Genomic DNA, 20812 nt, shown 5'->3' with positions numbered 1-20812 from the left:
GTGGTGTTCTGCAGTCGACGACTAGGTGAGATCGACCTTCGGATGAAGCGGTAGAATGGCTTGGCATGTGTAACCTATGTCCCTAGACATGTGTAACCCATGTCCCTGTGCCATACAAGGTTTCCTGCCCACGCGTTCAGCCAGGGGCAAACGGCCAATTCGCGTCATCTCACCATGTAATTGAACGCGTGGGCGGGAGAACCCGTCCACCCTACAACTGCGGTCTACCTGATCGGCAACTTGGTGGTGTTCTTGACCTCTTCCATCACCGCATAGGTGTGCGTCTCGCGCACGCCTTTTTGCAGCAGGGTCTTGCCGAGGAATTCGCGGTACGCCGCCATGTCTTTCACGCGCGCCTTGACCAGGTAGTCGAAGCCGCCGGCGACCATGTGGCATTCCAGCACTTCCGGAATCATCTGGACGCTTTGTTTGAATGCATCGAACACCTCGGGAGTGGTACGATCGAGTACCACTTCGATAAATACCAGCAGCGACACATCCAGCAGTTGCGGATTGAGCTGGGCGGTATAGCCCATGATGTAGCCGGACTCGTGCAGCTTGCGCACGCGCTCCAGGCAGGCTGCCGGAGACAGGTTGACCCGAGCTGCCAGTTCGACGTTGCTGATGCGTCCGTCGTTCTGGAGTTCCGCCAGAATTTTCTTACTGATCTTGTCGAGCATGGTCTCTCTCCTGCCATGTAAATATTATTTGGTCAGATTGTCGCACCAAAAACATTCTTTTGCTAGTCTGTCGTAAAAGCAGAATTAATCCAGAAGAAATCCTTCTACAATCGAATCATTCCAATGTGTCCCGGAGCACGCCGGCCGCCACCAGCGGTACGGCGTTTCTGTGTTTTATCCGAGCACCGTGTTTGTTTCCTTTTTAGAAGAGTCACCATGCAGACTGCCGCCGCCCTGGCCAGCACCCCGTCCTCCACCTTTGCTCCTTTCGATGCGCTCCAGCAGGAGGTCAAGCGCGACCAGACACCGCTCCGCGAAGCCATCACCAATGCCTACCGCCGCGACGAAGCCGAAGCCGTGCACTGGCTGCTGGCGCAAGGAGGGAGCGCCAACGGCGACGCCTACATGCTGGCCCACCGCCTGGTCTCGAGCGTGCGCGACAAGCGCACCCGCTCCTCGGGCGTGGACGCGCTGATGCACGAGTTCTCGCTGTCGTCGGAAGAAGGCGTGGCCCTGATGTGCCTGGCCGAAGCGCTGCTGCGCATTCCGGACAGCGAAACCGCCGACCGCCTCATCGCCGACAAGATCAGCCGCGGCGACTGGAAGAAGCACCTGGGCGAATCGCCCTCGCTGTTCGTCAACGCGGCCACCTGGGGCCTGCTCATCACCGGCAAGCTGGTCTCGACCAACAGCGAAAAGAACCTGGGCTCGGCACTGACCCGCTTGATTGCGAAAGGCGGCGAGCCGCTGATCCGCAAGGGCGTCGACATGGCCATGCGCATGCTCGGCAACCAGTTCGTCACCGGCCAGACCATCGAGGAAGCCCTCAAGAACAGCCGCGACAACGAAACCCGCGGCTACCGCTATTCGTACGACATGCTGGGCGAAGCCGCACTCACTGAAAGCGACGCCAAGAATTACTACGCGTCGTACGAAACCGCGATCCACGCGATCGGCAGGGCCTCGAACGGCCGCGGCATCAAGGACGGCCCGGGCATCTCGATCAAGCTGTCGGCCCTGCACCCGCGCTACAGCCGCGCGCAATATGCGCGCGTGATGAGCGAGCTGCTGCCCCGCGTGCGCAGCCTGGTCCTGCTGGCCAAGGGCTACAACATCGGTATCAACATCGACGCCGAAGAAGCCGACCGCCTCGAGATCTCGCTCGACATGCTGGAGTCGCTGGCGTTCGACCCCGAACTGGCGGATTTCGAGGGCATCGGCCTGGTGGTACAGGCTTACCAGAAGCGCTGCCCCTTCGTGATCGACTACGTGGTCGACCTGGCCAAGCGCAGCGGCCGCAAGTTCATGGTGCGCCTGGTGAAGGGCGCCTACTGGGACGCCGAAATCAAGCGCGCCCAGGTCGACGGCATGCCGGGCTACCCGGTCTACACCCGCAAGGTGTACACCGACGTGTCCTACCTGACCTGCGCGCGCAAGCTGCTGGCTGCTTCCGACATCGTCTATCCGCAGTTCGCCACCCACAATGCGCATTCGCTGTCGGTGATCTACACCTGGGCCAAGGCCGACGGTATCAACAACTACGAGTTCCAGTGCCTGCACGGCATGGGCGAAACCCTGTACGACCAGGTGGTCGGCGCGGACAAGCTGGGCAAGGCCTGCCGCATCTACGCGCCGGTCGGTTCGCATGAAACACTGCTGGCCTACCTGGTGCGCCGCCTGCTGGAAAACGGCGCCAACTCCTCCTTCGTGAACCAGATCGTGGACGAGAAGGTGGCCATCGACAGCCTGCTGGCCGATCCGTTCGACGCGGCGCGCGCCGCCGGTGGCAAGCCGCACCCGGCGATCGCGCTGCCGCTGCAGCTGTTCGGCGCCGAGCGCCGCAATTCAAGCGGCCTCGATCTGGTCAACGAACATGTGCTGGGCAAGCTTGCCGACGGCCTGGCGCAGCAGCGCCAATATCGGGCGGCGCCGCTCATCGCCGGCGAGTTCGTTGCGTCGGCATGGCAGGACATCGTCAATCCGGCGAAATCGCAGGACGTCGTCGGCCAGGTCCACGAGGCGTCGCGTGGCGATGTCGAGACCGCACTTAGCGCCGCCGACGCCTTCGCCGCCGAATGGGAAGGCAGCAATGTCGAGACCCGCGCCGCGATCCTCGAGCGCACTGCCGACCTGTTCGAGCAGAACGGCACCGAGCTGATGGCCCTGGCCGTGCGCGAAGCGGGCAAATCGCTGCCGAACGCGATCGCCGAACTGCGCGAAGCGGTCGACTTCCTGCGCTACTACGCAGTACAAGTTCGCGCATCGAAAGCCGAAGAAAAAAATGGGGTCCCGATCGGGCTTGGCCCGATCGCCTGCATCAGCCCATGGAACTTCCCGCTGGCGATCTTCACCGGCCAGGTAGCCGCCGCCCTCGCGGCCGGCAACGTGGTGCTGGCCAAGCCGGCGGAGCAGACCCCGCTGATTGCGCACCGCGCGGTCGAGCTGTTCCTTGAAGCCGGCTGCCCGCGCGCCGCGCTGCAGCTGCTGCCGGGCCGCGGCGAAGTAGTGGGCGCCGCGCTGACCGCGGACAGCCGCGTGAAAGGCGTGATCTTTACCGGCTCGACCGAAGTGGCGCAGCTGATCAACCGTACGCTGGCAAAACGCGCCGAACAGGAAGGCATCGACATTCCGCTGGTGGCCGAGACCGGCGGCCAGAACGCCCTGATCGTCGATTCGTCGGCGCTGCCGGAACAGGTGGTGCAGGACGTGCTGTCCTCGGCCTTCGACTCGGCCGGCCAGCGCTGCTCGGCGCTGCGCGTGCTGTTCCTGCAGGAAGACATCGCCGACAAGACCATCAAGATGCTCAAGGGCGCGATGCAGGAGCTGCGCGTCGGCTCGCCCGACCGCCTGGCCACCGACATCGGCCCGGTGATCGATGCCGAGGCACAGCGCAACCTGCTGGCCCACATCGAGCGCACCCGCGCCACCGCGCGCAGCCATTTTGCGCTCGCGCTGCCGGAGAGCGTGACTGGCAGCGGCACCTTCGTGCCGCCGACCGTGCTCGAAATCGGCTCGCTGGCCGAGCTGAAACATGAAGTCTTCGGACCGGTGCTGCACATCGTGCGCTACCGCCGTGCCGACCTGCCGAAGGTGGTCGACACCATCAACGCCACCGGCTACGGCCTGACCCTGGGCGTGCATTCGCGCATCGACGAAACCATCGACTTCATCGTCGCGCGCGCGCATGTGGGCAACATCTACGTGAACCGCAACATCGTCGGCGCGGTCGTGGGCGTGCAGCCGTTCGGCGGCGAGGGCAAATCGGGCACCGGCCCGAAGGCCGGCGGCCCGCTCTACCTGAAGCGCCTGCAGCGCCATGCCGCGCCGATGATGGAACACAGCCGCGTGTTCGACGCCGGCCTGGATGCCCTGCTGGGCTGGCTGCGCAATCACGGACATGCCGATGTGGCGTCGCTGGCGCAGGGCTACGGCCGCACTTCCCTGAACGGCGTCGAGATCGTCCTGCCGGGTCCGACCGGCGAGCGCAATACGCTGGCCTTCACGCCACGCGGCACCGTGCTGTGCGCGCCGAAGACGGCTGCCGGCCTGCTCAACCAGGTGGCAGCGGCGCTGGCCAACGGTAATCGCGCCCTGGTGCTGGCGGCGCCGGACCTGATCCCGGCCGAGCTGCCGGCACTGGTCAGGGAACGCGTGCGTTTCATCGGCGAGGATGAGATCGAAGCCAGCGAATTCCAGGTGGCGCTGCTGGAAGCGGGCCTTGCAGGTTCGCTGCGTTCGACACTGGCGGCGCGCTCCGGCGCCATCGTCGGCATTGTCGACACGCGTGCCCAGGAGCCGGTCGCCGGGTGGCGGCTGGTGGCCGAACGGGCCGTCTGCGTCAACACGACGGCGGCTGGCGGCAACGCAAGCCTCATGACGCTGGGAGTGTAATCATCACGGGGAGCGCGAGCTCCCCATTTTTTTTATACAGGAGTACCGTAGTGCCGTAGTAGCAGTCACATTCTTATAAAACGTGGAGGTAGACATGCTTGTTGGCGTACCAAAGGAGATCAAGAATCACGAGTACCGCGTCGGGCTCACCCCGCCCTCGGTACGCGAGCTGACGTCGCGCGGCATCGACGTGATCGTGCAGCAGGGCGCCGGTGAACAGATCGGCTTGTCGGACGAGCAGTACATCGCCGCCGGCGCCGGCATCGTGGGCAGCGCCGCCGACGTCTTCGGGCGCGCCGACATGATCGTCAAGGTCAAGGAGCCGCAGCCGCTCGAGTGCGCGATGCTGCGCGAAGGGCAGGTGCTCTACACCTACCTGCACCTGGCGCCCGATCCCGAACAGACCGCCGCGCTGGTGAAGTCCGGCGCGGTCTGCATCGCCTACGAAACCATCACTGGCCCGGGCGGCGGCCTGCCGCTGCTGGCGCCGATGAGCGAAGTCGCCGGCCGCATGTCGATCCAGGCCGGCGCCGCGCATCTCGAAAAGTCCAAGGGCGGCATGGGCCTGCTGCTGGGCGGCGTGCCGGGCGTCGCCGCGGGCCACGTGGTGATCATCGGTGCGGGCGTGGTCGGCACCAATGCGCTGCAGATGGCGGTGGGTACCGGCGCGCGCGTGACGGTGCTCGACAAGAACGTCGACCGCCTGCGCCAGCTCGACCTGGTCTACGGCAACCGCATCTCCACGCTCTACTCCAATGCGCATTCGATCGAGGAAGCGGTGGTCTCGAGCGATCTGGTGATCGGCGGCGTGCTGGTGCCGGGCGCCGCGGCGCCGAAGCTGGTCACACGCGACATGATCGGGCGCATGAAGAAGGGCGCGGTGATCGTGGACGTGGCGATCGACCAGGGCGGCTGCTTCGAAACCTCGCACGCCACCACCCATGCCGATCCGACCTTCGTGGTCGACGGCGTGATCCACTACTGCGTCGCCAACATGCCGGGCGCGGTGGCGCGTACTTCCACCTTTGCGCTGAACAACGCGACGATCGGTCACGCGGTGGCGCTGGCCACCAAGGGCTGGCGCCGGGCCTTATCGAGCGACGTCCACCTGCGCAACGGCCTGAACGTCTGCCAGGGCAAGGTCACCTACGAAGCCGTCGCCCGGGATCTCAAGTACGACTATGTGCCGGCGGAGTCACTGCTGGGCTAAATCCCGGCACACCCGTCGGGTGATATGAAACGCATACTGCGCGGCCACCGATTTCACGAAACGCATGAAATCGGTGGCCGCGTTTTCATTGGCGTTGTCGGACACGGTCCGGATCACGGCGCAGGGCACGCCCAGCTCGTGGCATACCTGCGCTACCGCGGCGCCTTCCATTTCGACCGCCACCAGCCCGGGAAGCGCCTCGTTGAGCCCGTTCAGGCGCATACGGTCGGTCATGAACTGGTCGCCGCTCGCCACCAGGCCGCGGTGCACGCGCGGCTGCACGAGCCCGAATTCGCGCCGTTCGCCCTCGCTGATCGCATCCAGCAGGTCCAGCTCGAGGAAGTCATGGGCGGCGCGTGACAGGCGCATCGACAACTGCTGGTCTGGCTGGAAGTGCGTCAGGCCGGTCAGCGGCACCTCGAAGCGGGGAAACAGCGGACTTGCATCCATGTCGTGCTGGACCAGGGCTTCGGCAACCACGATATCGCCCACCCGCACCGTTTTATCGCCTGCACCGGCCACCCCCGTGAACAGGATGTGGGTAACTCCGAACTTTTCCACAAGCGTGGTGGCTGTCATGGCCGCCGCAACCTTGCCAATTCGCGACAGGACGCACACAGCGTCGATTTCCCACAGTGTTCCCGTCCAGTACTCGCGCATGCCATGGATGAGCTTGGCGGGGCCTCTCATGGCCTCCACGAGCCCCAGCTGTTCTTCGACCAACGCGCTGATGATGCCCAAACGCATGTTTTCCCCTGGTTTTTTGTGTTTATTGCTAATACAGCGGTTTGCGGAAATACACGACGCGCTCGGTTTCCTCGAATCCAAGGGCGCGATGCATGGCACGGCTGACCGAATTATCCAGCAAGGCATCCGAAGCCATTTCTATACAACCTTGCTCTTTCGCCCATTGTTCCGCCGTTTTCACCAGCAAAGCGGCGATTCCCTGTTGTCGGAAGGCCGGATCAACATACAAGCCTTCCAGGAAGCCGACAGGAGACGAGTCCGTTCCGTTCACGTAGTCGCTGCGCAGCGCCACTTCGACCAGTCCCTGCGGCGCTCCATCCTCGGCATAGGCGATGAACTGTGCATAACGGCCGGGTTGTGCACACAGCGCCGTCATTTCAGACAAGTGTTCGTTGCGATCTGCGGGCCATAAAGCCATACGCAGCTGCAGCCACCCGGCTTGTTCAACAGTTGTGCACGGCTTGATCGAGCTCATGAGGCAGGTATTTCGTACGGTTGAGCGTCCATTTTGCTTGTCTTACCGGTGAGAGGCCAGCAAAAACCGGTTTTTTCCCCGGCTTTCCTGGCTTTCCGGCAGTGCGGGGCTTTTACGATCTTAGTTAACTAAGTTGTATATAAAGACTAGTAGTAGATAGTAAACGCGAGCTCTTCTGTTGATAACTCGCGTTTACTCCACAGTATCAAGGAGTTGGGATCGCGTTTACCGGCTGGACAAAGCGTGTGCGGAGTCTGAACGGAACTTGGACAGTTTTCAGGCTGGACAGGAAAGTGGACGTTCTGCACATCCGGTCCTGTGGATATACCTCGACTTTTCCACAACGGATTCAGCAAAATCGATCGGAATGCGCTGAGAAACCGTTTTGCAGGCGGTTTGGCGACGCGGTGCTTGACCAGGGTGTAGGGCTTGGCGATGGATGTCCATCCGATGTTGGACGACAGGGTAAGTACAGGATGAACACACTGGCTCGCGAGTTCGCGTTTCAGTTTTGTTGTTGTAGTAAACAAGTTTGTATACAAACTGGTAGTAATAGTAAACGAGCACATTACTGTGGATAAGTGCAGTTTTCTCCAAAGCGTCAATGGTTTACGGTCGCGTTAACGCGCTGAACAAGGCTTCTGTTTGAACTGTAGGAAACTTGGACAGAATTTTTGCCAAGGTCGTTAACCGCCTGTTCTACACATACGATCCTGTGGATATCCCAGAGGTTTTCCACAGATGCTCGCGAAAGACGCTGGGTTTTGCAGAACGGGTTCAGCTATGCGGTTCGCTCGTGGGCTCGGTGGAACGCTTGGCTTCGAGCGTGCACAGTTCGGTTTGCTCCCAGCTGGATGCTGCAGCACCGTCGTCAGGATGTCGAAGCCGGGCTTTGCTGTGCCCTGGATTTGACAGCAAGGACGGCAGGAAAAAAAAATCGAAAAAAATTTTGTGAGGTTTACAAACATAAGTTTGTATACAAAATAGTAGTAGTAGTTAACGGCAACCCCAGCCTGTGGAGAACGCGGTTAACGCCTGAGAAATCATTCACTTACCACGAGCATAAGGCAGTGCAGCGATTGCGCGGGAAGGCCATCGGTTAACTGGACAAGATTTCACCGACCCGAAATTTGCCCGGTTCTGCACAAATCAGGCCTGTGGATATCAATAGGCTTATCCACAGGTGGGGCCTGGACTTCCGTTTACGATCTGGTAAGCTTGCCTCACTGAATGACAAACGGAGGGTTTGTGGATCTCGACGCGTTGCTTGCACTGTCTGCTGTTGTCGCATCCACCACCGGCCGGGAACGCTAGCCTTGGAGTCGGCTGGCGAGTACGACTACATCATCGTCGGCGGCGGCACCTCGGGCTGTGTGCTGGCGAACCGGCTGACGCGCGATCGCGACATCGACGTGTTGCTGCTGGAAGCGGGCGGCCGTGACGATTACCTGTGGATCCACATCCCGGTCGGCTACCTGCATTGCATCGGCAATCCGCGCACCGACTGGCTGTTCCGCACCGAGGCCGAGCCGGGCCTGAACGGGCGGGCGCTGATCTACCCGCGCGGCAAGGTGCTGGGCGGCAGTTCATCGATCAATGGCATGATCTACATGCGCGGCCAGCCTGCCGATTACGCGCGCTGGGCCGAGGTGGCGGGCGACGCATCCTGGCGCTGGGAGAGCGTGCTGCCGCTGTTCAAGCGCAGCGAAGACCACTACCTGGGTGCGAGCGAGCTGCATGGTGCGGGCGGCGAGTGGCGGGTGGAGAAGCAGCGCCTGTCGTGGAAGATCCTGGACGCCTTCCGTGAGGCGGCACACCAGGTCGGGATCCCGAAGATCGACGACCTGAATGCCGGCCTGGGCCAGGGTTCGGCCTATTTCGAGGTCAACCAGCGGCGCGGCATCCGCCTGAATACGGCGAGAGCCTTCCTGAGCCCGGCGGCGAAACGGCCGAACCTGACGATCATGACCGGCTGCCACGTCGAGCGCCTGCTGTTCGAGGACACGAACCAGGGCAAAGCCTGTACCGGCGTCCAGTTCACCGGCGGCGGACGCGCCTATACGGCGCGGGCGCACCGGGAAACCCTGCTGGCGGCAGGTGCGGTCGGTTCGCCGCAGATCCTCCAGTTGTCCGGTATCGGGGCGGCGGATGCACTCCAGCGCCACGGCATCGCACCGGTCCGGGATCTGCCTGGCGTCGGCGGCAACCTGCAAGACCATCTGCAACTGCGCATGGTCTTCAAGGTCCAGGGCGTGACCACCCTGAACACGCGCGCCACCAACTGGTTCGGCAAGTCGCTGATCGGACTGGAATATGCGCTGTTCCGCAGCGGGCCGATGTCGATGGCGCCGTCCCAGCTCGGCGCCTTTGCGACATCCTCGCCGGAACTGGCGGCGCCCAACCTGCAGTACCACGTCCAGCCGCTGTCGCTCGACAAGTTCGGCGATCCGCTGCACCGCTTTCCGGCCTTTACGGCGAGCGTATGCAACCTCCAGCCGACCTCGCGTGGGCAGGTCGGCATCGCGTCCGGCGACAGCTACGCGCCGCCGAAGATCACGCCGAATTACCTGAGTACCGACGCCGACCGCAAGACCGCCGCCGCCGCGCTGGCGCTCACGCGCCGTATCGTGGCCGCGCCGGCGCTGGCCAGGTACCGCCCCGAGGAGTTCATGCCTGGCCTGCAGTACCAAAGTGAGGAAGAACTTGCCCACGCGGCAGGGCTGGTCGGCACCACGATTTTCCACCCGGTCGGCACCTGCCGCATGGGGCGGGAAGACGATCCGCTGGCCGTGGTCGACGGCCGCCTGCGCGTGCACGGTGTCAAGCGGCTGCGGGTCGTCGATGCCTCGATCATGCCTTTCATCACCTCGGGGAATACCAATTCGCCGACCATCATGATTGCGGAAAAGGCCGCGCAAGACATCCTTACCCGCCACGAATAAAGCGTGCAAAGAAGCACAAGCGGCGTGCGCTGATATGGCGCATCGGCCCTGCGCACGCGAGCCCGGCCGTATTGCTGGCCTTCGTGCTCTCGGCAAGCCTGGCAGGGCTGGCAGGGGCCACCAAAACGGTCGTGCTGGGCTTTGAAATCCTGACCGACGTCCACTGGACCATGTCGGACCTGGTGGTCCTGATGACGCTCGTAGGCGGCATGGGGACGCTGGCCGGGCCGGTTGTCGGCGCCTGGCTGGCGGAGCACCTCGGTATCGCATGGTTCGCGACGCTGGGAGAGTCGGTCGGCATGGTGACCGGCCTGATCTTCATTCTCTGCGTTTTACAGTTCCGCCGTGGTATCGTGGGGGAGATCGGTGCACTGCTCGAGCGTGGCCGACATCGGCCGGAGCGCACATGAACCTGGAATCCCATACCGTCGACATCCATGGCCTGCGCACCCATTTCGTCAGCGCAGGCGACGGGCCGGCCATCATCCTGCTGCATGGCTTCCCCGACACCCATGAGATCTGGCGTTTCCAGATTCCGGCCCTGGTAGCGAACGGCTACCGGGTCATCGCACCGGACTTGCGCGGTTACGGCCGCACCGATGCACCCGCCAGCGTGGGCGCCTATGCCATCGAATTCCTGTGTGCGGACATCCTCGGCCTGATGGATGGGCTCGACCTGGCCACGGCCTCGCTGGTGGGCCACGACTGGGGCGGATTGATCGGCTGGCAGCTGTGCATGAATGCGCCCGGGCGTTTCGAACGCTTCGTCGCCTTGTCCACAGGCCATCCGGCGGCGATCGCCAATGCCGGCGTGGCCCAGCAGATGCGCTTCTGGTACATCCTGGGTTTCCTGATGCCGGTGGCGGCGGAACATGCAATCCGCGCCAATGACTGGTTCTTCCTGCGCCAGCTCACGCGCAGCCCCGAGCAGCTAGCGATCTGGCGCGCGGCGCTGGAGCCGGAAGGGCGACTGACCGCTGCGCTGAACTACTACCGCGCCAACCTCAAGCTGGGCCGGCCGCACCACTGGTGTCCGGTCACGGTGCCAGTGATGGGCGTCTGGAGCGACCGCGACCCGGCCCTGGGCGAGAAGCAGATGCTGGATTCGGCGCACCACTGCCGCGCGGGTTTCCGTTACGAGCGGCTGCGCGGGGCGGGACACTGGATGCAGCTGTCCGCGACCGAGCGCCTGAATGCGCTGCTGCTCGACTTCCTCAAAACCTCATAAAGCCGCGGCATAAATCGCGTGTGCGTCGGCGCGCGTGAGCTCGCGCGGGTTATTCCCGAGCAGCCGGGTCTGGAGCATGGCCTCGTCTGCGAGCCGGTCGAGATCGGTTTCCTGGATGCCGACCTGGCGCAAGCGCGTCTCGATCCCGGTCATCCTGGCAGTTTGTTGCATCGCAACAATGAGCGCCTCCGCGCGCGCTTCTTCGCTGCCACTGGCAGCCGGGACCACCACCGCAGCCAGTTCCGCATACAGCGCAGCCGCCTGCGGCAGGTTGAAGCGCAGGACATGCGGCAGGACCAGCGAGTTGGACAGCCCGTGCGGCACGTGAAAAATGCCGCCGATCGGATAGGCCAGCGCATGTACTGCCGCCACTGGCGCGTTGGAAAATGCCTGTCCTGCAAGGCAGGCGCCGAGCAGCATGGATTGTCTTGCGGCCAGATGGTCGCCGTGTTCGCAGGCCGTGACCAGGTTGCGCGACAAGAGCGACAGTGCTTCGCGCGCCAACGCATCCGACAGCGGATTTTTCTTGTGCCGGCTGGTGTAGGCTTCGATGGCATGCACCATCGCATCGATTCCGGTAGCGGCAGTGACCATCGGCGGCAAGCCCAGGGTCAGTGCCGCGTCGAGGACGGCAAGGTCGGCGTACAACTGGGGCGCGACGATGCCGCTCTTGGTAGTGGCGCCGGTCGTCACGATGGCGATGTTGGTGACTTCCGAGCCTGTGCCGGCGGTGGTCGGCACCTGGACCAGCGGCAAGCGTTGGCCGGTGACCTTGCCGATACCGTAGATGTCGCCGATCGGCTGCGTGCTGCCGGTCAGCACGGCGACCAGTTTGGCGACGTCGAGCGAGCTGCCGCCGCCGAAACCGATGACGAGGTCGGCCTCGTGGCGGCGCGCCGCCTCGACGGCATGCAACACCACGGCCTCTGGCGGATCCGCCACGACACCCGAAAAGACGGCGACTGTCATGCCTTCCTGTTCGAGGCTGAGCACTGGAAGGTCCAGCAAACCGGTTCGCAGGAAGCCGGCATCGGTCACGATAAAGGGCCGGCGCGTATTGGGAAAACGTTCCGCGATCAGTTCCCCCAGACGCTTGGCGATGCCGGCTTCGGACAGAATGTGGGCAACGGTACTGAAAGCGAAAGCGGGCATGGAGCCTCCATCAGGATTGTTTGCAGCAAGCTTACCCCAAGCATGCTGCCCTTGGGAGGCGAATTGATGCTTCCGGGAAGCGACTGCCGTACAATGCAGCCTCTGTATTCCTCCTCGTTTCCCATGATTGATTTTGCTTGGCTCGGCGTTGCGGCCTTTACCGCCGGCCTGGTCGATGCCGTTGTCGGCGGCGGCGGCCTGATCCAGATTCCCGCGATTTTTTCCGTGCTCCCCAAGGAGGTTCCCGCCACGCTGCTGGGGACGAACAAGTTCGCCAGCATCTTCGGCACCAGCGCCGCAGCGGTGAACTACGCGCGGCGGGTGAGGGTGGCGTGGAGCACGGCGGCCCCGGCGGCACTGGCCGCCTTCGCCCTGTCCTTCGCCGGCGCTTGGACAGTGACGCGGGTACCGGCTGATTTTGTACGTACGCTGCTGCCGATCATCCTGGTTGCTGTTGCGGTGTACACCTTCAAGAAGAAGGACCTCGGTTCCGTCCATGCGCCGGTGCATAGCGGATTGGCTGAGCGTTACTGGGCCATCGGCATTGGCGCCGCGATCGGCTTCTACGATGGTTTTTTTGGTCCGGGCACAGGCAGCTTCCTGATCTTCCTGTTCGTCCGTTTCTTCGGCTTCGATTTCCTGAGTGCCTCGGCGGCGGCGAAGATCGTCAACGTCGCCTGCAACTTTTCGGCACTGCTCTGGTTCGGCTACAGCGGTCACCTGCTGTGGCAACTTGGCGCGATGATGGCTGCGTGCCAGGTAGCCGGTTCGCTGATCGGCACCAGGCTGGCGCTGAAGCATGGCAGCGGTTTTGTGCGCAAATTGTTCCTGGTGGTGGTGTCGGGCCTGATCGTGAAAACCGCCTACGACGCCTTCATCAAGATTGGTTGGTGATTGTTTCACGTGGAACAAGCAAGCCGGGTTCGCCCGGCTTTTTTGTTTTTTGTTCCACGTGAAACAATCTGAGGATGGCTGAGCTAAATGTTCCACGTGGAACAAAATCTGTCGTTTTCAGCCCCTCGAAAGGTTCAGTAAGAAAAAAGAATCTATAATCGCGCATTAGACTCCTCGCCTCACTCTCCATCATGCTATTTCCTACTGAATTCGACGTCATCGTCGTCGGCGGCGGCCATGCCGGTACCGAAGCCGCGCTCGCGTCCGCGCGCACGGGACAAAAGACCCTCCTGCTGACCCATAACATCGAAACCCTGGGTGCGATGTCGTGCAACCCGTCGATTGGCGGCATCGGCAAGGGCCACCTTGTCAAGGAAGTCGACGCCCTCGGCGGCGCCATGGCCATCGCCACCGACGAATCGGGCATCCAGTTCCGTATCCTGAATTCGTCCAAGGGCCCGGCTGTCCGGGCGACCCGCGCCCAGGCCGACCGCGTCCTGTACAAGGCGGCGATCCGTTCGCGCATCGAAAACCAGCCGAACCTGTGGCTGTTCCAGCAGGCCGTGGACGACCTGATGGTCGAGGGCGACCGTGTCGTCGGCGCCGTCACGCAAGTCGGACTGAAGTTCCGTGCCCGCGCCGTGGTGCTCACCGCCGGTACCTTCCTGGACGGGAAGATCCACGTCGGTCTGCAGAACTACTCCGGCGGCCGTGCCGGCGACCCGCCAGCGGTCTCGCTGTCGAGCCGCCTGAAGGAACTCAAGCTGCCTCAGGGCCGCCTGAAGACAGGCACGCCGCCGCGCATCGATGGCCGCAGCATCGACTTCTCGGTGCTCGCGGAGCAGCCGGGCGACCTCGATCCGGTGCCGGTGTTCTCGGTGATGGGCAACACCGCCATGCACCCGCGCCAGGTCCCGTGCTGGGTGACGCACACCAACGAGAAGACCCACGAGATCATTCGCAACGGCCTGGACCGCAGCCCGATGTACACCGGTGTCATCGAAGGTGTCGGCCCGCGTTATTGCCCCTCGATCGAAGACAAGATCCACCGTTTCGCGTCAAAAGAGTCGCACCAGATCTTCCTCGAGCCGGAAGGCTTGACGACCAACGAGTTCTACCCAAACGGGATCTCGACCAGCCTGCCGTTCGACGTGCAGCTGGACCTGGTGCGTTCGATGCGCGGCATGGAAAACGCCTTCATCCTGCGCCCAGGTTACGCGATCGAATACGATTATTTCGATCCGCGCGGCTTGAAGGCGACGCTGGAAACCAGGGCGATCAAGGGCCTGTTCTTCGCCGGCCAGATCAACGGCACCACCGGCTACGAAGAAGCCGCCGCGCAAGGCCTGCTCGCCGGCCTGAACGCCGCGCTGCAAACCAAAGGCGAAGAGGCCTGGACTCCCGGTCGTTCCGAAGCCTACCTGGGGGTGCTGGTCGACGACCTGACCACGCAGGGGGTGGCCGAGCCCTACCGCATGTTCACCAGCCGCGCGGAGTATCGCCTGTCGCTTCGTGAAGACAATGCGGACATGCGCCTGACCGAGATCGGCCGCAAGCTCGGCATCGTCGGCGACGCCCAATGGACCGCCTTCGAGACCAAGCGCGAATCGGTTGCCCGTGAACTCGAGCGCCTGCGTTCGACCTGGGTGAACCCGCGCATCCTGGCGGCCGCCGAATCCGAGCGCGTCGTGGGGCAGGCGATCGAACGCGAGTACAACCTGGCCGACCTGCTGCGCCGTCCGGGCGTGCAGTACGACACCCTGATGAGCATGACCGGCATGGAGGGCCAGGCCCTGGCCGGTCCGGGCGTCGAGGATCCCGCGGTCAAGGAACAGATCGAGATCCAGCTGAAGTACGCCGGTTATATCGACCGCCAGGCGAAGGAAGTCGAACGTCACGACCACTACGAAAACCTGAAGCTGCCGGACAACCTGGACTACCTGGACATCGCCGCGCTGTCGTTCGAGGTGCGCCAGAAACTCGACAAGCAGCGTCCGGAAACCCTGGGCCAGGCCTCGCGTATCTCTGGCGTCACCCCGGCGGCGATCTCGCTGCTACTGGTGCACCTGAAAAAGCGTGGCGCCAGGGGCTTTGCCAATAACACCACGGTGGAGGCGGCTGAATGAAGTATTTCGACCGCGCCGCCCTGGCACAGGTGCTGGGTGAGGGCATCGCCGAGATGAAACTCGGTGTTTCGCCCGCACAGCAGGAAAAGCTGCTCGACTACCTGGCGCTGATGTTCAAGTGGAATAGCGTCTACAACCTGACCTCGCTGCGCGATCCGATGCAGATGGTGACCCACCATCTGCTCGACTCGCTTGCGGCGGTACCGGCGTTTGCCGGCGCGCAGAATGTGCTGGATGTCGGGGCAGGGGGCGGATTGCCCGGCATCGTGCTGGCGATCAGCCGGCCCGACATGAAAGTGGCGATGATCGACACCGTCCACAAGAAGACCGCGTTCCTGAAGCAGGTGAAGGCGGAACTCGAACTGGCCAACGTCACCGTGTACACGATGAAAGTGCAGGATTTGGGGGTGGCCACGCCTTTGAGCGACAAATTCGACGTGATCACTTCGCGTGCTTTCGCCGATCTGTCGGATTTCCTGGATTGGTCGGGGCATCTGCTGGCCGAGGGCGGAAAATTCATCGCCTTGAAAGGGGTGGCGCCGCCGGAAGAACAGGAGCGAGTGCCGGCGGAATGGAAAGTAAGCGGTTTGCAGCCGCTGCAGGTTCCAAGGCTGGGAGCGGAACGCCACCTGGTTTTCGTCAAGCGAGCCGGAACACATACCAACCATACAGAATAAACTGTATAAATGGTTTATACAATTTATACGATATAAATAGTTAAAATGGTTTGTACGGTATGAACCGTATAAGCTCTTGATGTCGATTCCACGGATAGGATCAGATGGCGAAGATTTTTTGCGTAGCGAACCAGAAGGGTGGCGTCGGGAAGACCACCACCAGCGTCAACCTGTCCGCAGGCCTGGCCAAGTTGGACCAGCGCGTTCTGCTGGTCGACCTTGACCCGCAGGGCAATGCCACCATGGGCGCCGGCATCAACAAGGCGTCGCTGGAAGCGTCGATCTATCAGGTGCTGCTGGGAGAGGCGGATGTCGCCAGCGCGCGCCTGCGTTCGGAAGCAGGGCGCTTCGACGTGCTGCCCGCCAACCGCGAGCTGGCTGGCGCCGAAGTCGAGATGGTCTCGCTCGAAAACCGCGAGCGCCGCCTGAAGGATGCGCTGGCCCTTGTGGACAAGGATTACGACTTCATCCTGATCGACTGCCCGCCGGCGCTGTCGCTGCTCACCCTGAACGGCCTGTGCTCGGCGCACGGCGTGATCATCCCGATGCAGTGCGAGTACTACGCGCTCGAAGGCCTGTCCGACCTGGTCAACACGATCAAGAAGGTGCACGCCAACCTGAATACCGACCTGCGCATCATTGGCTTGCTGCGCGTGATGTTCGACCCGCGCATGACGCTGTCGCAGCAGGTGTCGGGCCAGCTCGAGCAGCACTTCGGCGACAAGGTCTTCAAGACCATCATTCCGCGCAACGTACGCCTGGCCGAAGCGCCTTCCTACGGCATCCCCGGCGTCGTGTTCGATCCGTCGTCCAAGGGCGCGCAGGCGTACATCGCCTTTGGCGCGGAAATGGTCGAGCGCATCAAGACAATGTAATCAATTAATAAGTTCCGAAAGCTGACATAGAAATGGCAACCAAAAAACTGAAGGGCCTCGGCCGCGGCCTCGACGCCCTGCTCGGCGGCGACAGCCAGCCGGCGCAGGCAAAAGCACCCTCGTCGCTGCCGGTCACCCAGATCCAGGCCGGCAAGTACCAGCCGCGCACCCGGATGGACGAAACCTCGCTGAGCGAACTTGCCGCGTCAATCAAGACCCAGGGCATCATGCAGCCAGTGCTGGTGCGTCCGCTGGGCGAGGGCGCCGCGGTCCCGTACGAGATCATTGCCGGCGAACGCCGCTTCCGCGCGGCCCAGATGGCCGGGCTGGACGAGATCCCGGTGCTGGTGCGCGACGTGGACGACCAGTCCGCCGCCGCCATGGCCTTGATCGAGAACATCCAGCGCGAAGACCTGAATCCGCTCGAGGAAGCGCAGGGCATCCAGCGCCTGATCAACGACTTCAGCTTCACGCACGAGCAGGCGGCAGCCGCAGTCGGCCGCTCGCGCAGCGCGGTGTCGAACCTGCTGCGCCTGATCAACCTGGCGTCGCCGGTGCAGACCATGCTGATGGCAGGCGACATCGACATGGGCCACGCCCGTGCCTTGCTGGCAGTCGACAGTGCGAACCAGATCACGCTGGCCAACCAGGTGATCGCCAAGCGGCTGTCGGTACGCGAGACCGAGAAACTGGTGGCGCGCGCCCTCGAAGACCAGTCCAGCCCGGCCGCTGCCGCGCGCGCGAAGGACAAGCCGGGCGACATCGTGCGCCTGGAAGAAGAACTGTCGGACAAGCTCGCGACCCCGGTCGTGTTCAAGATGGGGGCGAAGGGCAAGGGGCAGCTGATCATCGACTTTGCCGATCTCGACATTCTCGACGGTGTGCTGGCCCGCCTGCGCGCCTGATCCGTAGCGTGGGCGGGGGAAAACAGTCCAGTGGACTGTTTTCCCGCCCACGCGTTCAAACAACGTATGCATGTCGCAATCGGGACATTCAAGCGCCGGTTGAACGCGTGGGCAAGGAACTTGCCCACCCTACGTGGGTCACATCCTGCACATGCATATGTACCCTGTTAAGTTACTGAAAAGATAGGGATTTTAGCAATCAAAGTGTTGCTTTCGGCGCATCTTTACATGGCAGTTATAAGCTCGGAATCGTTTGACTCGCGTCCGTATAACCACTTATAATCCCGCTGATTCATGTAATTACCACATCGTACTCGTCCCAATGCGTTAGCGCGGAATAACAAAAATATGCTGCGCATCGTCTCCCTGCAATTGCTTGCAACAGTCGTCGTTGGCGTGATCGCCGCACTGCTGGGGGGAATGGCTGCGATGTTTTCGGCGGTGTTGGGCGGCTTGTGCTGTGTTGTACCCAACGGAATCATGGCAGTGCGCCTGTTTGCCGGCACCAAAAGGCCAGGCGGCGCAAGCCCCGTGACATTCTTCATCTGGGAATTTGTAAAGATTGCGTTGACGCTTGCGCTCCTGTTCGCAAGCGCCAAGTTGTACCACGACCTGAACTGGCTGGCGCTCGTCGCAGGGTTCATCGTGGCGCTGAAAAGTTACATCATCTTATTATTTAGGCACTGACATGACGAGTCCAACCGTAGAAGGCGCAGCAGCAGCATCGCATGCGGCCCCGACCCCATCAGAGTACATCACCCACCACCTGGGTCACCTGTCGAACAAGCACCAGGATTTCGTGGTCGACTTCAGCGTGTACAACCTGGATACGATCTTCTGGTCGATCTTCGCCGGCGTCCTCGGCTGCTTCGTGATGTGGCTGGCCGCGCGCAAGGCCACCTCGGGCGTGCCGGGCCGCTTCCAGGCTGCCGTCGAGATGCTGGTCGAGATGGTCGAAGACCAGTCGAAATCGATCGTCCATGGTAACCGCAGCTTCATCGCGCCGCTGGCCCTGACCGTCTTCGTCTGGGTCGCCATCATGAACTCGCTGGACTTCCTGCCGGTCGACATGTTCGCCGGTCTGTTCAGCCTGCTCGGCGTCGAAAATATCTTCCCGTACCACCGCGTGGTCCCGACCGCCGACCTGAACGGTACCCTGGGCATTTCGCTCGGCGTGCTGGCCCTGATGCTGTACTACAGCGTCAAGATCAAGGGTCTCGGCGGCTTCATCCACGAGCTGTTTGCAGCACCGTTCGGCATCTGGATGGCGCCGTTCAACCTGCTCCTGAACATCATCGAATATGCAGCAAAAACCGTGTCGCTGGGTATGCGACTGTTCGGCAACATGTACGCCGGTGAGCTGCTGTTCCTCTTGATTGCTCTGCTCGGCTCTATGGCCACTGCATTTGGTGTGATCGGTCACATCATCGCGGGTTCGATCTGGGCGATCTTCCACATCCTGATCGTGTTCCTGCAGGCATTCATCTTCATGATGCTGACGCTGGTGTATATCGGTCAGGCCCATGAAGGCCACTGATCGGCGCCGCAAGCATCGAACAGATAGTGGTTGTAAAGAAGTTGTAGTTTTTAATCTAGTTTTCAATTTAACTTTTGGAGTTACTCATGACTGACCTTTCTTTTGTTGCACTGGCTTGCGGTTTGATCATCGGCCTGGGTGCTATCGGTGCTTGCATCGGCATCGCCATCATGGGCGGTAAATACCTCGAAGCTTCTGCACGTCAGCCAGAACTGATGAACACCCTGCAGACCAAGATGTTCCTGCTGGCCGGCCTGATCGACGCGGCATTCCTGATCGGCGTTGGTATCGCCATGCTGTTCGTGTTCGCACGCCCATTCAGCTAATCAAGTACGTCTTTGATCTGAAGAGCCGAACCATCCCCGGTTCGGCATCCGTTTTTGTGAGAAGGAATTTACCGTGAACTTGAACGCAACTTTGTTTGTCCAGTTCGTGGTCTTCTTCATCCTGGCGGGCTTCACGATGAAATTCGTGTGGCCGCCGCTGATGAAAGCGCTCGACGAGCGTGCTGAGAGGATTGCGAACGGCCTGGCCGCTGCTGACCGTGGCAAGGCCGACCTGGCCGCTGCTGAAAAGCGCGTGCAAGCTGAAATGGCTGGTGCCCGTGATGAAGTGCAAAAGCGCATCGTCGACGCCGAGAAGCGCGCTGCCCAGATCATCGACGCAGCCAAGCAGACCGCTACCGAAGAAGCTGCCCGTATCGTCGCTGCCGCCCAGGCCGACGCCCAGCAGCAAGTGACCCGTGCCCGCGAAGAACTGCGTGGCCAGGTTGCCGCACTGGCAGTGCAAGGCGCCGAGCAGATCCTGAAGCGCGAAGTGAACCCAGCGGTCCACGCCGACCTGCTGTCGAAACTGTCGACCGAGCTCTGATCATGGCTGAACTCGCAACCGTCGCCCGCCCTTACGCCGAAGCGCTGTTCCGTGTTGCCCAGTCGGGCGACATGGCCGCCTGGTCGGCCGCTACCTCCGAGCTGGGCCAGATCGGCGCCAGCCCGGACGTGCAGGCTTTCGCCGCCAACCCGAAGGTCACCGCCGCACAGCTGGCCGACACGATTGCGTCCCTGGTCAAGTCGCCGCTGAACGCTGAAGCGAAGAACTTTATCGCGATGCTGGCCGAAAACGGCCGCGTCAACCTGCTGCCCGAAATCGCCGCCCAGTTCGCGGCATTGAAGAACGCCAACGAAGGTGCCGCCGACGCGGCCATCTTCAGCGCCTTCGAGATCTCGGGTGACCAGCTGGCCCAGCTGGTCGCAACGCTGGAAAAGAAATTTGGCCGCAAGCTGAACCCAACGGTGACAGTGGATCCTTCGCTGATCGGTGGTGTGCGCGTGGTCGTCGGCGACGAAGTGCTCGATACCTCGGTACGCGCCAAGCTGCAACAGATGCATGTTGCGCTGGTGTCGTAATCGAGTTGATCGCACCGCACTCGCCCACGTCCCGCCCTTGCCCTACGCATCAAAAACATTAGGAGTT

Annotated in this window: 19 protein-coding genes and 1 pseudogene; 15 read left to right on the top strand and 5 right to left on the bottom strand. The window is 62.3% G+C overall.

Annotation, left to right across the window (positions count from 1 at the left end):
- Positions 1 to 224: 224 nt before the first annotated feature.
- Positions 225 to 680, bottom strand: a complete 456-nt coding sequence (locus AC56LU_RS08425) for an Lrp/AsnC ligand binding domain-containing protein (protein WP_005664065.1) — start codon at positions 678 to 680, stop codon at positions 225 to 227.
- 216 nt (positions 681 to 896) lie between these two features.
- Here AC56LU_RS08425 and putA point away from each other — a divergent pair, with 216 nt between their 5' ends.
- Both putA and ald read left to right on the top strand, forming a co-directional pair.
- Positions 897 to 4571 (top strand): trifunctional transcriptional regulator/proline dehydrogenase/L-glutamate gamma-semialdehyde dehydrogenase, encoded by a 3675-nt coding sequence (gene putA, locus AC56LU_RS08420; RefSeq protein WP_497175129.1) that lies wholly within the window; start codon positions 897 to 899, stop codon positions 4569 to 4571.
- A 94-nt stretch (positions 4572 to 4665) separates the two neighbouring features.
- The gene (gene ald / locus AC56LU_RS08415; RefSeq protein WP_497175128.1) at positions 4666 to 5781 is read left to right on the top strand and encodes an alanine dehydrogenase; all 1116 of its coding nucleotides are present in this window, start codon (positions 4666 to 4668) and stop codon (positions 5779 to 5781) included.
- On the opposite strand, the gene AC56LU_RS08410 is transcribed toward ald, so the two are convergent.
- Together AC56LU_RS08410 and aac(6') are read right to left on the bottom strand one after the other, a co-directional pair.
- The gene (locus tag AC56LU_RS08410) at positions 5767 to 6528 is read right to left on the bottom strand and encodes a 5'-methylthioadenosine/adenosylhomocysteine nucleosidase (RefSeq protein WP_497175127.1); all 762 of its coding nucleotides are present in this window, start codon (positions 6526 to 6528) and stop codon (positions 5767 to 5769) included. The two genes, ald and AC56LU_RS08410, sit on opposite strands and share 15 nt — an antisense overlap.
- A gap of 28 nt (positions 6529 to 6556) precedes the next feature.
- A complete protein-coding gene (aac(6'), locus tag AC56LU_RS08405; RefSeq protein WP_497175126.1) occupies positions 6557 to 7003 on the bottom strand; it encodes an aminoglycoside 6'-N-acetyltransferase in 447 nt (148 codons plus the stop codon).
- Between the two features lie 1316 nt (positions 7004 to 8319).
- Here aac(6') and AC56LU_RS08400 point away from each other — a divergent pair.
- The 3 genes and pseudogenes from AC56LU_RS08400 (at position 8320) to AC56LU_RS08390 (ending at position 11173) form a co-directional block, all read left to right on the top strand.
- Entirely contained in the window at positions 8320 to 9945 is a 1626-nt protein-coding gene (locus tag AC56LU_RS08400) for a GMC family oxidoreductase (RefSeq protein ID WP_497175125.1), read from the top strand.
- 71 nt (positions 9946 to 10016) lie between these two features.
- Positions 10017 to 10355, top strand: a pseudogene (locus tag AC56LU_RS08395) (branched-chain amino acid ABC transporter permease); the annotation flags it as partial.
- Positions 10352 to 11173, top strand: coding sequence for an alpha/beta fold hydrolase (locus AC56LU_RS08390; protein ID WP_497175124.1), 822 nt, complete (start codon positions 10352 to 10354; stop codon positions 11171 to 11173). The pseudogene AC56LU_RS08395 and the gene AC56LU_RS08390, both read left to right, overlap by 4 nt.
- Here AC56LU_RS08390 and AC56LU_RS08385 read toward each other — a convergent pair.
- Positions 11168 to 12325, bottom strand: a complete 1158-nt coding sequence (locus tag AC56LU_RS08385; protein WP_497175123.1) for an iron-containing alcohol dehydrogenase — start codon at positions 12323 to 12325, stop codon at positions 11168 to 11170. The genes AC56LU_RS08390 and AC56LU_RS08385 overlap by 6 nt on opposite strands.
- A 123-nt stretch (positions 12326 to 12448) precedes the next feature.
- On the opposite strand from AC56LU_RS08385, the gene AC56LU_RS08380 reads away from it, so the two are divergent.
- Positions 12449 to 13219 carry a sulfite exporter TauE/SafE family protein gene (locus tag AC56LU_RS08380; protein ID WP_497175142.1) on the top strand — a complete coding sequence of 257 codons (771 nt, stop codon included), beginning with the start codon at positions 12449 to 12451 and terminating at the stop codon, positions 13217 to 13219.
- Here the strand turns inward: AC56LU_RS08380 and AC56LU_RS08375 are convergent.
- A complete protein-coding gene (locus AC56LU_RS08375; RefSeq protein WP_497175122.1) occupies positions 13203 to 13412 on the bottom strand; it encodes a hypothetical protein in 210 nt (69 codons plus the stop codon). The two genes, AC56LU_RS08380 and AC56LU_RS08375, sit on opposite strands and share 17 nt — an antisense overlap.
- On the opposite strand from AC56LU_RS08375, the gene mnmG reads away from it, so the two are divergent.
- The 9 genes from mnmG to AC56LU_RS08330 all read left to right on the top strand — a co-directional run bounded on the left by mnmG (position 13411) and on the right by AC56LU_RS08330 (position 20745).
- Positions 13411 to 15345 (top strand): tRNA uridine-5-carboxymethylaminomethyl(34) synthesis enzyme MnmG, encoded by a 1935-nt coding sequence (mnmG, locus tag AC56LU_RS08370; RefSeq protein WP_497175121.1) that lies wholly within the window; start codon positions 13411 to 13413, stop codon positions 15343 to 15345. The genes AC56LU_RS08375 and mnmG overlap by 2 nt on opposite strands.
- A complete protein-coding gene (rsmG, locus tag AC56LU_RS08365) occupies positions 15342 to 16022 on the top strand; it encodes a 16S rRNA (guanine(527)-N(7))-methyltransferase RsmG (protein WP_497175120.1) in 681 nt (226 codons plus the stop codon). Before mnmG ends, rsmG begins: the two co-directional genes overlap by 4 nt.
- A gap of 104 nt (positions 16023 to 16126) precedes the next feature.
- Positions 16127 to 16897, top strand: a complete 771-nt coding sequence (locus AC56LU_RS08360) for a ParA family protein (protein ID WP_497175119.1) — start codon at positions 16127 to 16129, stop codon at positions 16895 to 16897.
- A gap of 32 nt (positions 16898 to 16929) precedes the next feature.
- Positions 16930 to 17802 carry a ParB/RepB/Spo0J family partition protein gene (locus AC56LU_RS08355; protein WP_497175118.1) on the top strand — a complete coding sequence of 291 codons (873 nt, stop codon included), beginning with the start codon at positions 16930 to 16932 and terminating at the stop codon, positions 17800 to 17802.
- Positions 17803 to 18150: 348 nt separating this feature from the next.
- Positions 18151 to 18489, top strand: coding sequence for an ATP synthase subunit I (locus AC56LU_RS08350; RefSeq protein WP_497175117.1), 339 nt, complete (start codon positions 18151 to 18153; stop codon positions 18487 to 18489).
- A gap of 1 nt (position 18490) precedes the next feature.
- Positions 18491 to 19339: a F0F1 ATP synthase subunit A gene (atpB, locus tag AC56LU_RS08345; protein WP_497175116.1), complete on the top strand. Its 849-nt coding sequence runs from the start codon at positions 18491 to 18493 to the stop codon at positions 19337 to 19339.
- Positions 19340 to 19425: 86 nt separating this feature from the next.
- On the top strand, positions 19426 to 19665 hold the full coding sequence (atpE, locus tag AC56LU_RS08340) for a F0F1 ATP synthase subunit C (RefSeq protein WP_056340707.1): 240 nt from the start codon (positions 19426 to 19428) through the stop codon (positions 19663 to 19665).
- A gap of 73 nt (positions 19666 to 19738) precedes the next feature.
- Positions 19739 to 20209, top strand: coding sequence for a F0F1 ATP synthase subunit B (locus tag AC56LU_RS08335; protein ID WP_497175115.1), 471 nt, complete (start codon positions 19739 to 19741; stop codon positions 20207 to 20209).
- A gap of 2 nt (positions 20210 to 20211) precedes the next feature.
- Positions 20212 to 20745 carry a F0F1 ATP synthase subunit delta gene (locus AC56LU_RS08330; RefSeq protein ID WP_497175114.1) on the top strand — a complete coding sequence of 178 codons (534 nt, stop codon included), beginning with the start codon at positions 20212 to 20214 and terminating at the stop codon, positions 20743 to 20745.
- Positions 20746 to 20812 lie beyond the last annotated feature (67 nt).

The sequence above is a fragment of the Telluria sp. PB2R4 genome (assembly GCF_059685695.1).
Note: the sequence above shows the minus strand (reverse complement) of the source record. Positions and strands in the feature narration are given on the sequence as shown.

Excerpts from the sequence above, each read along its gene's own strand:
- AC56LU_RS08425 (WP_005664065.1), bottom strand. The coding sequence starts at position 680 with ATGCTCGACAAGATCAGTAAGAAAATTCTGGCGGAACTCCAGAACGAC.
- putA (WP_497175129.1), top strand. The coding sequence starts at position 897 with ATGCAGACTGCCGCCGCCCTGGCCAGCACCCCGTCCTCCACCTTTGCT.
- ald (WP_497175128.1), top strand. The coding sequence starts at position 4,666 with ATGCTTGTTGGCGTACCAAAGGAGATCAAGAATCACGAGTACCGCGTC.
- AC56LU_RS08410 (WP_497175127.1), bottom strand. The coding sequence starts at position 6,528 with ATGCGTTTGGGCATCATCAGCGCGTTGGTCGAAGAACAGCTGGGGCTC.
- AC56LU_RS08390 (WP_497175124.1), top strand. The coding sequence starts at position 10,352 with ATGAACCTGGAATCCCATACCGTCGACATCCATGGCCTGCGCACCCAT.
- AC56LU_RS08385 (WP_497175123.1), bottom strand. The coding sequence starts at position 12,325 with ATGCCCGCTTTCGCTTTCAGTACCGTTGCCCACATTCTGTCCGAAGCC.
- AC56LU_RS08380 (WP_497175142.1), top strand. The coding sequence starts at position 12,449 with ATGATTGATTTTGCTTGGCTCGGCGTTGCGGCCTTTACCGCCGGCCTG.
- mnmG (WP_497175121.1), top strand. The coding sequence starts at position 13,411 with ATGCTATTTCCTACTGAATTCGACGTCATCGTCGTCGGCGGCGGCCAT.
- AC56LU_RS08375 (WP_497175122.1), bottom strand. The coding sequence starts at position 13,412 with ATGATGGAGAGTGAGGCGAGGAGTCTAATGCGCGATTATAGATTCTTT.
- rsmG (WP_497175120.1), top strand. The coding sequence starts at position 15,342 with ATGAAGTATTTCGACCGCGCCGCCCTGGCACAGGTGCTGGGTGAGGGC.
- AC56LU_RS08360 (WP_497175119.1), top strand. The coding sequence starts at position 16,127 with ATGGCGAAGATTTTTTGCGTAGCGAACCAGAAGGGTGGCGTCGGGAAG.
- AC56LU_RS08355 (WP_497175118.1), top strand. The coding sequence starts at position 16,930 with ATGGCAACCAAAAAACTGAAGGGCCTCGGCCGCGGCCTCGACGCCCTG.
- AC56LU_RS08350 (WP_497175117.1), top strand. The coding sequence starts at position 18,151 with ATGCTGCGCATCGTCTCCCTGCAATTGCTTGCAACAGTCGTCGTTGGC.
- atpB (WP_497175116.1), top strand. The coding sequence starts at position 18,491 with ATGACGAGTCCAACCGTAGAAGGCGCAGCAGCAGCATCGCATGCGGCC.
- atpE (WP_056340707.1), top strand. The coding sequence starts at position 19,426 with ATGACTGACCTTTCTTTTGTTGCACTGGCTTGCGGTTTGATCATCGGC.
- AC56LU_RS08330 (WP_497175114.1), top strand. The coding sequence starts at position 20,212 with ATGGCTGAACTCGCAACCGTCGCCCGCCCTTACGCCGAAGCGCTGTTC.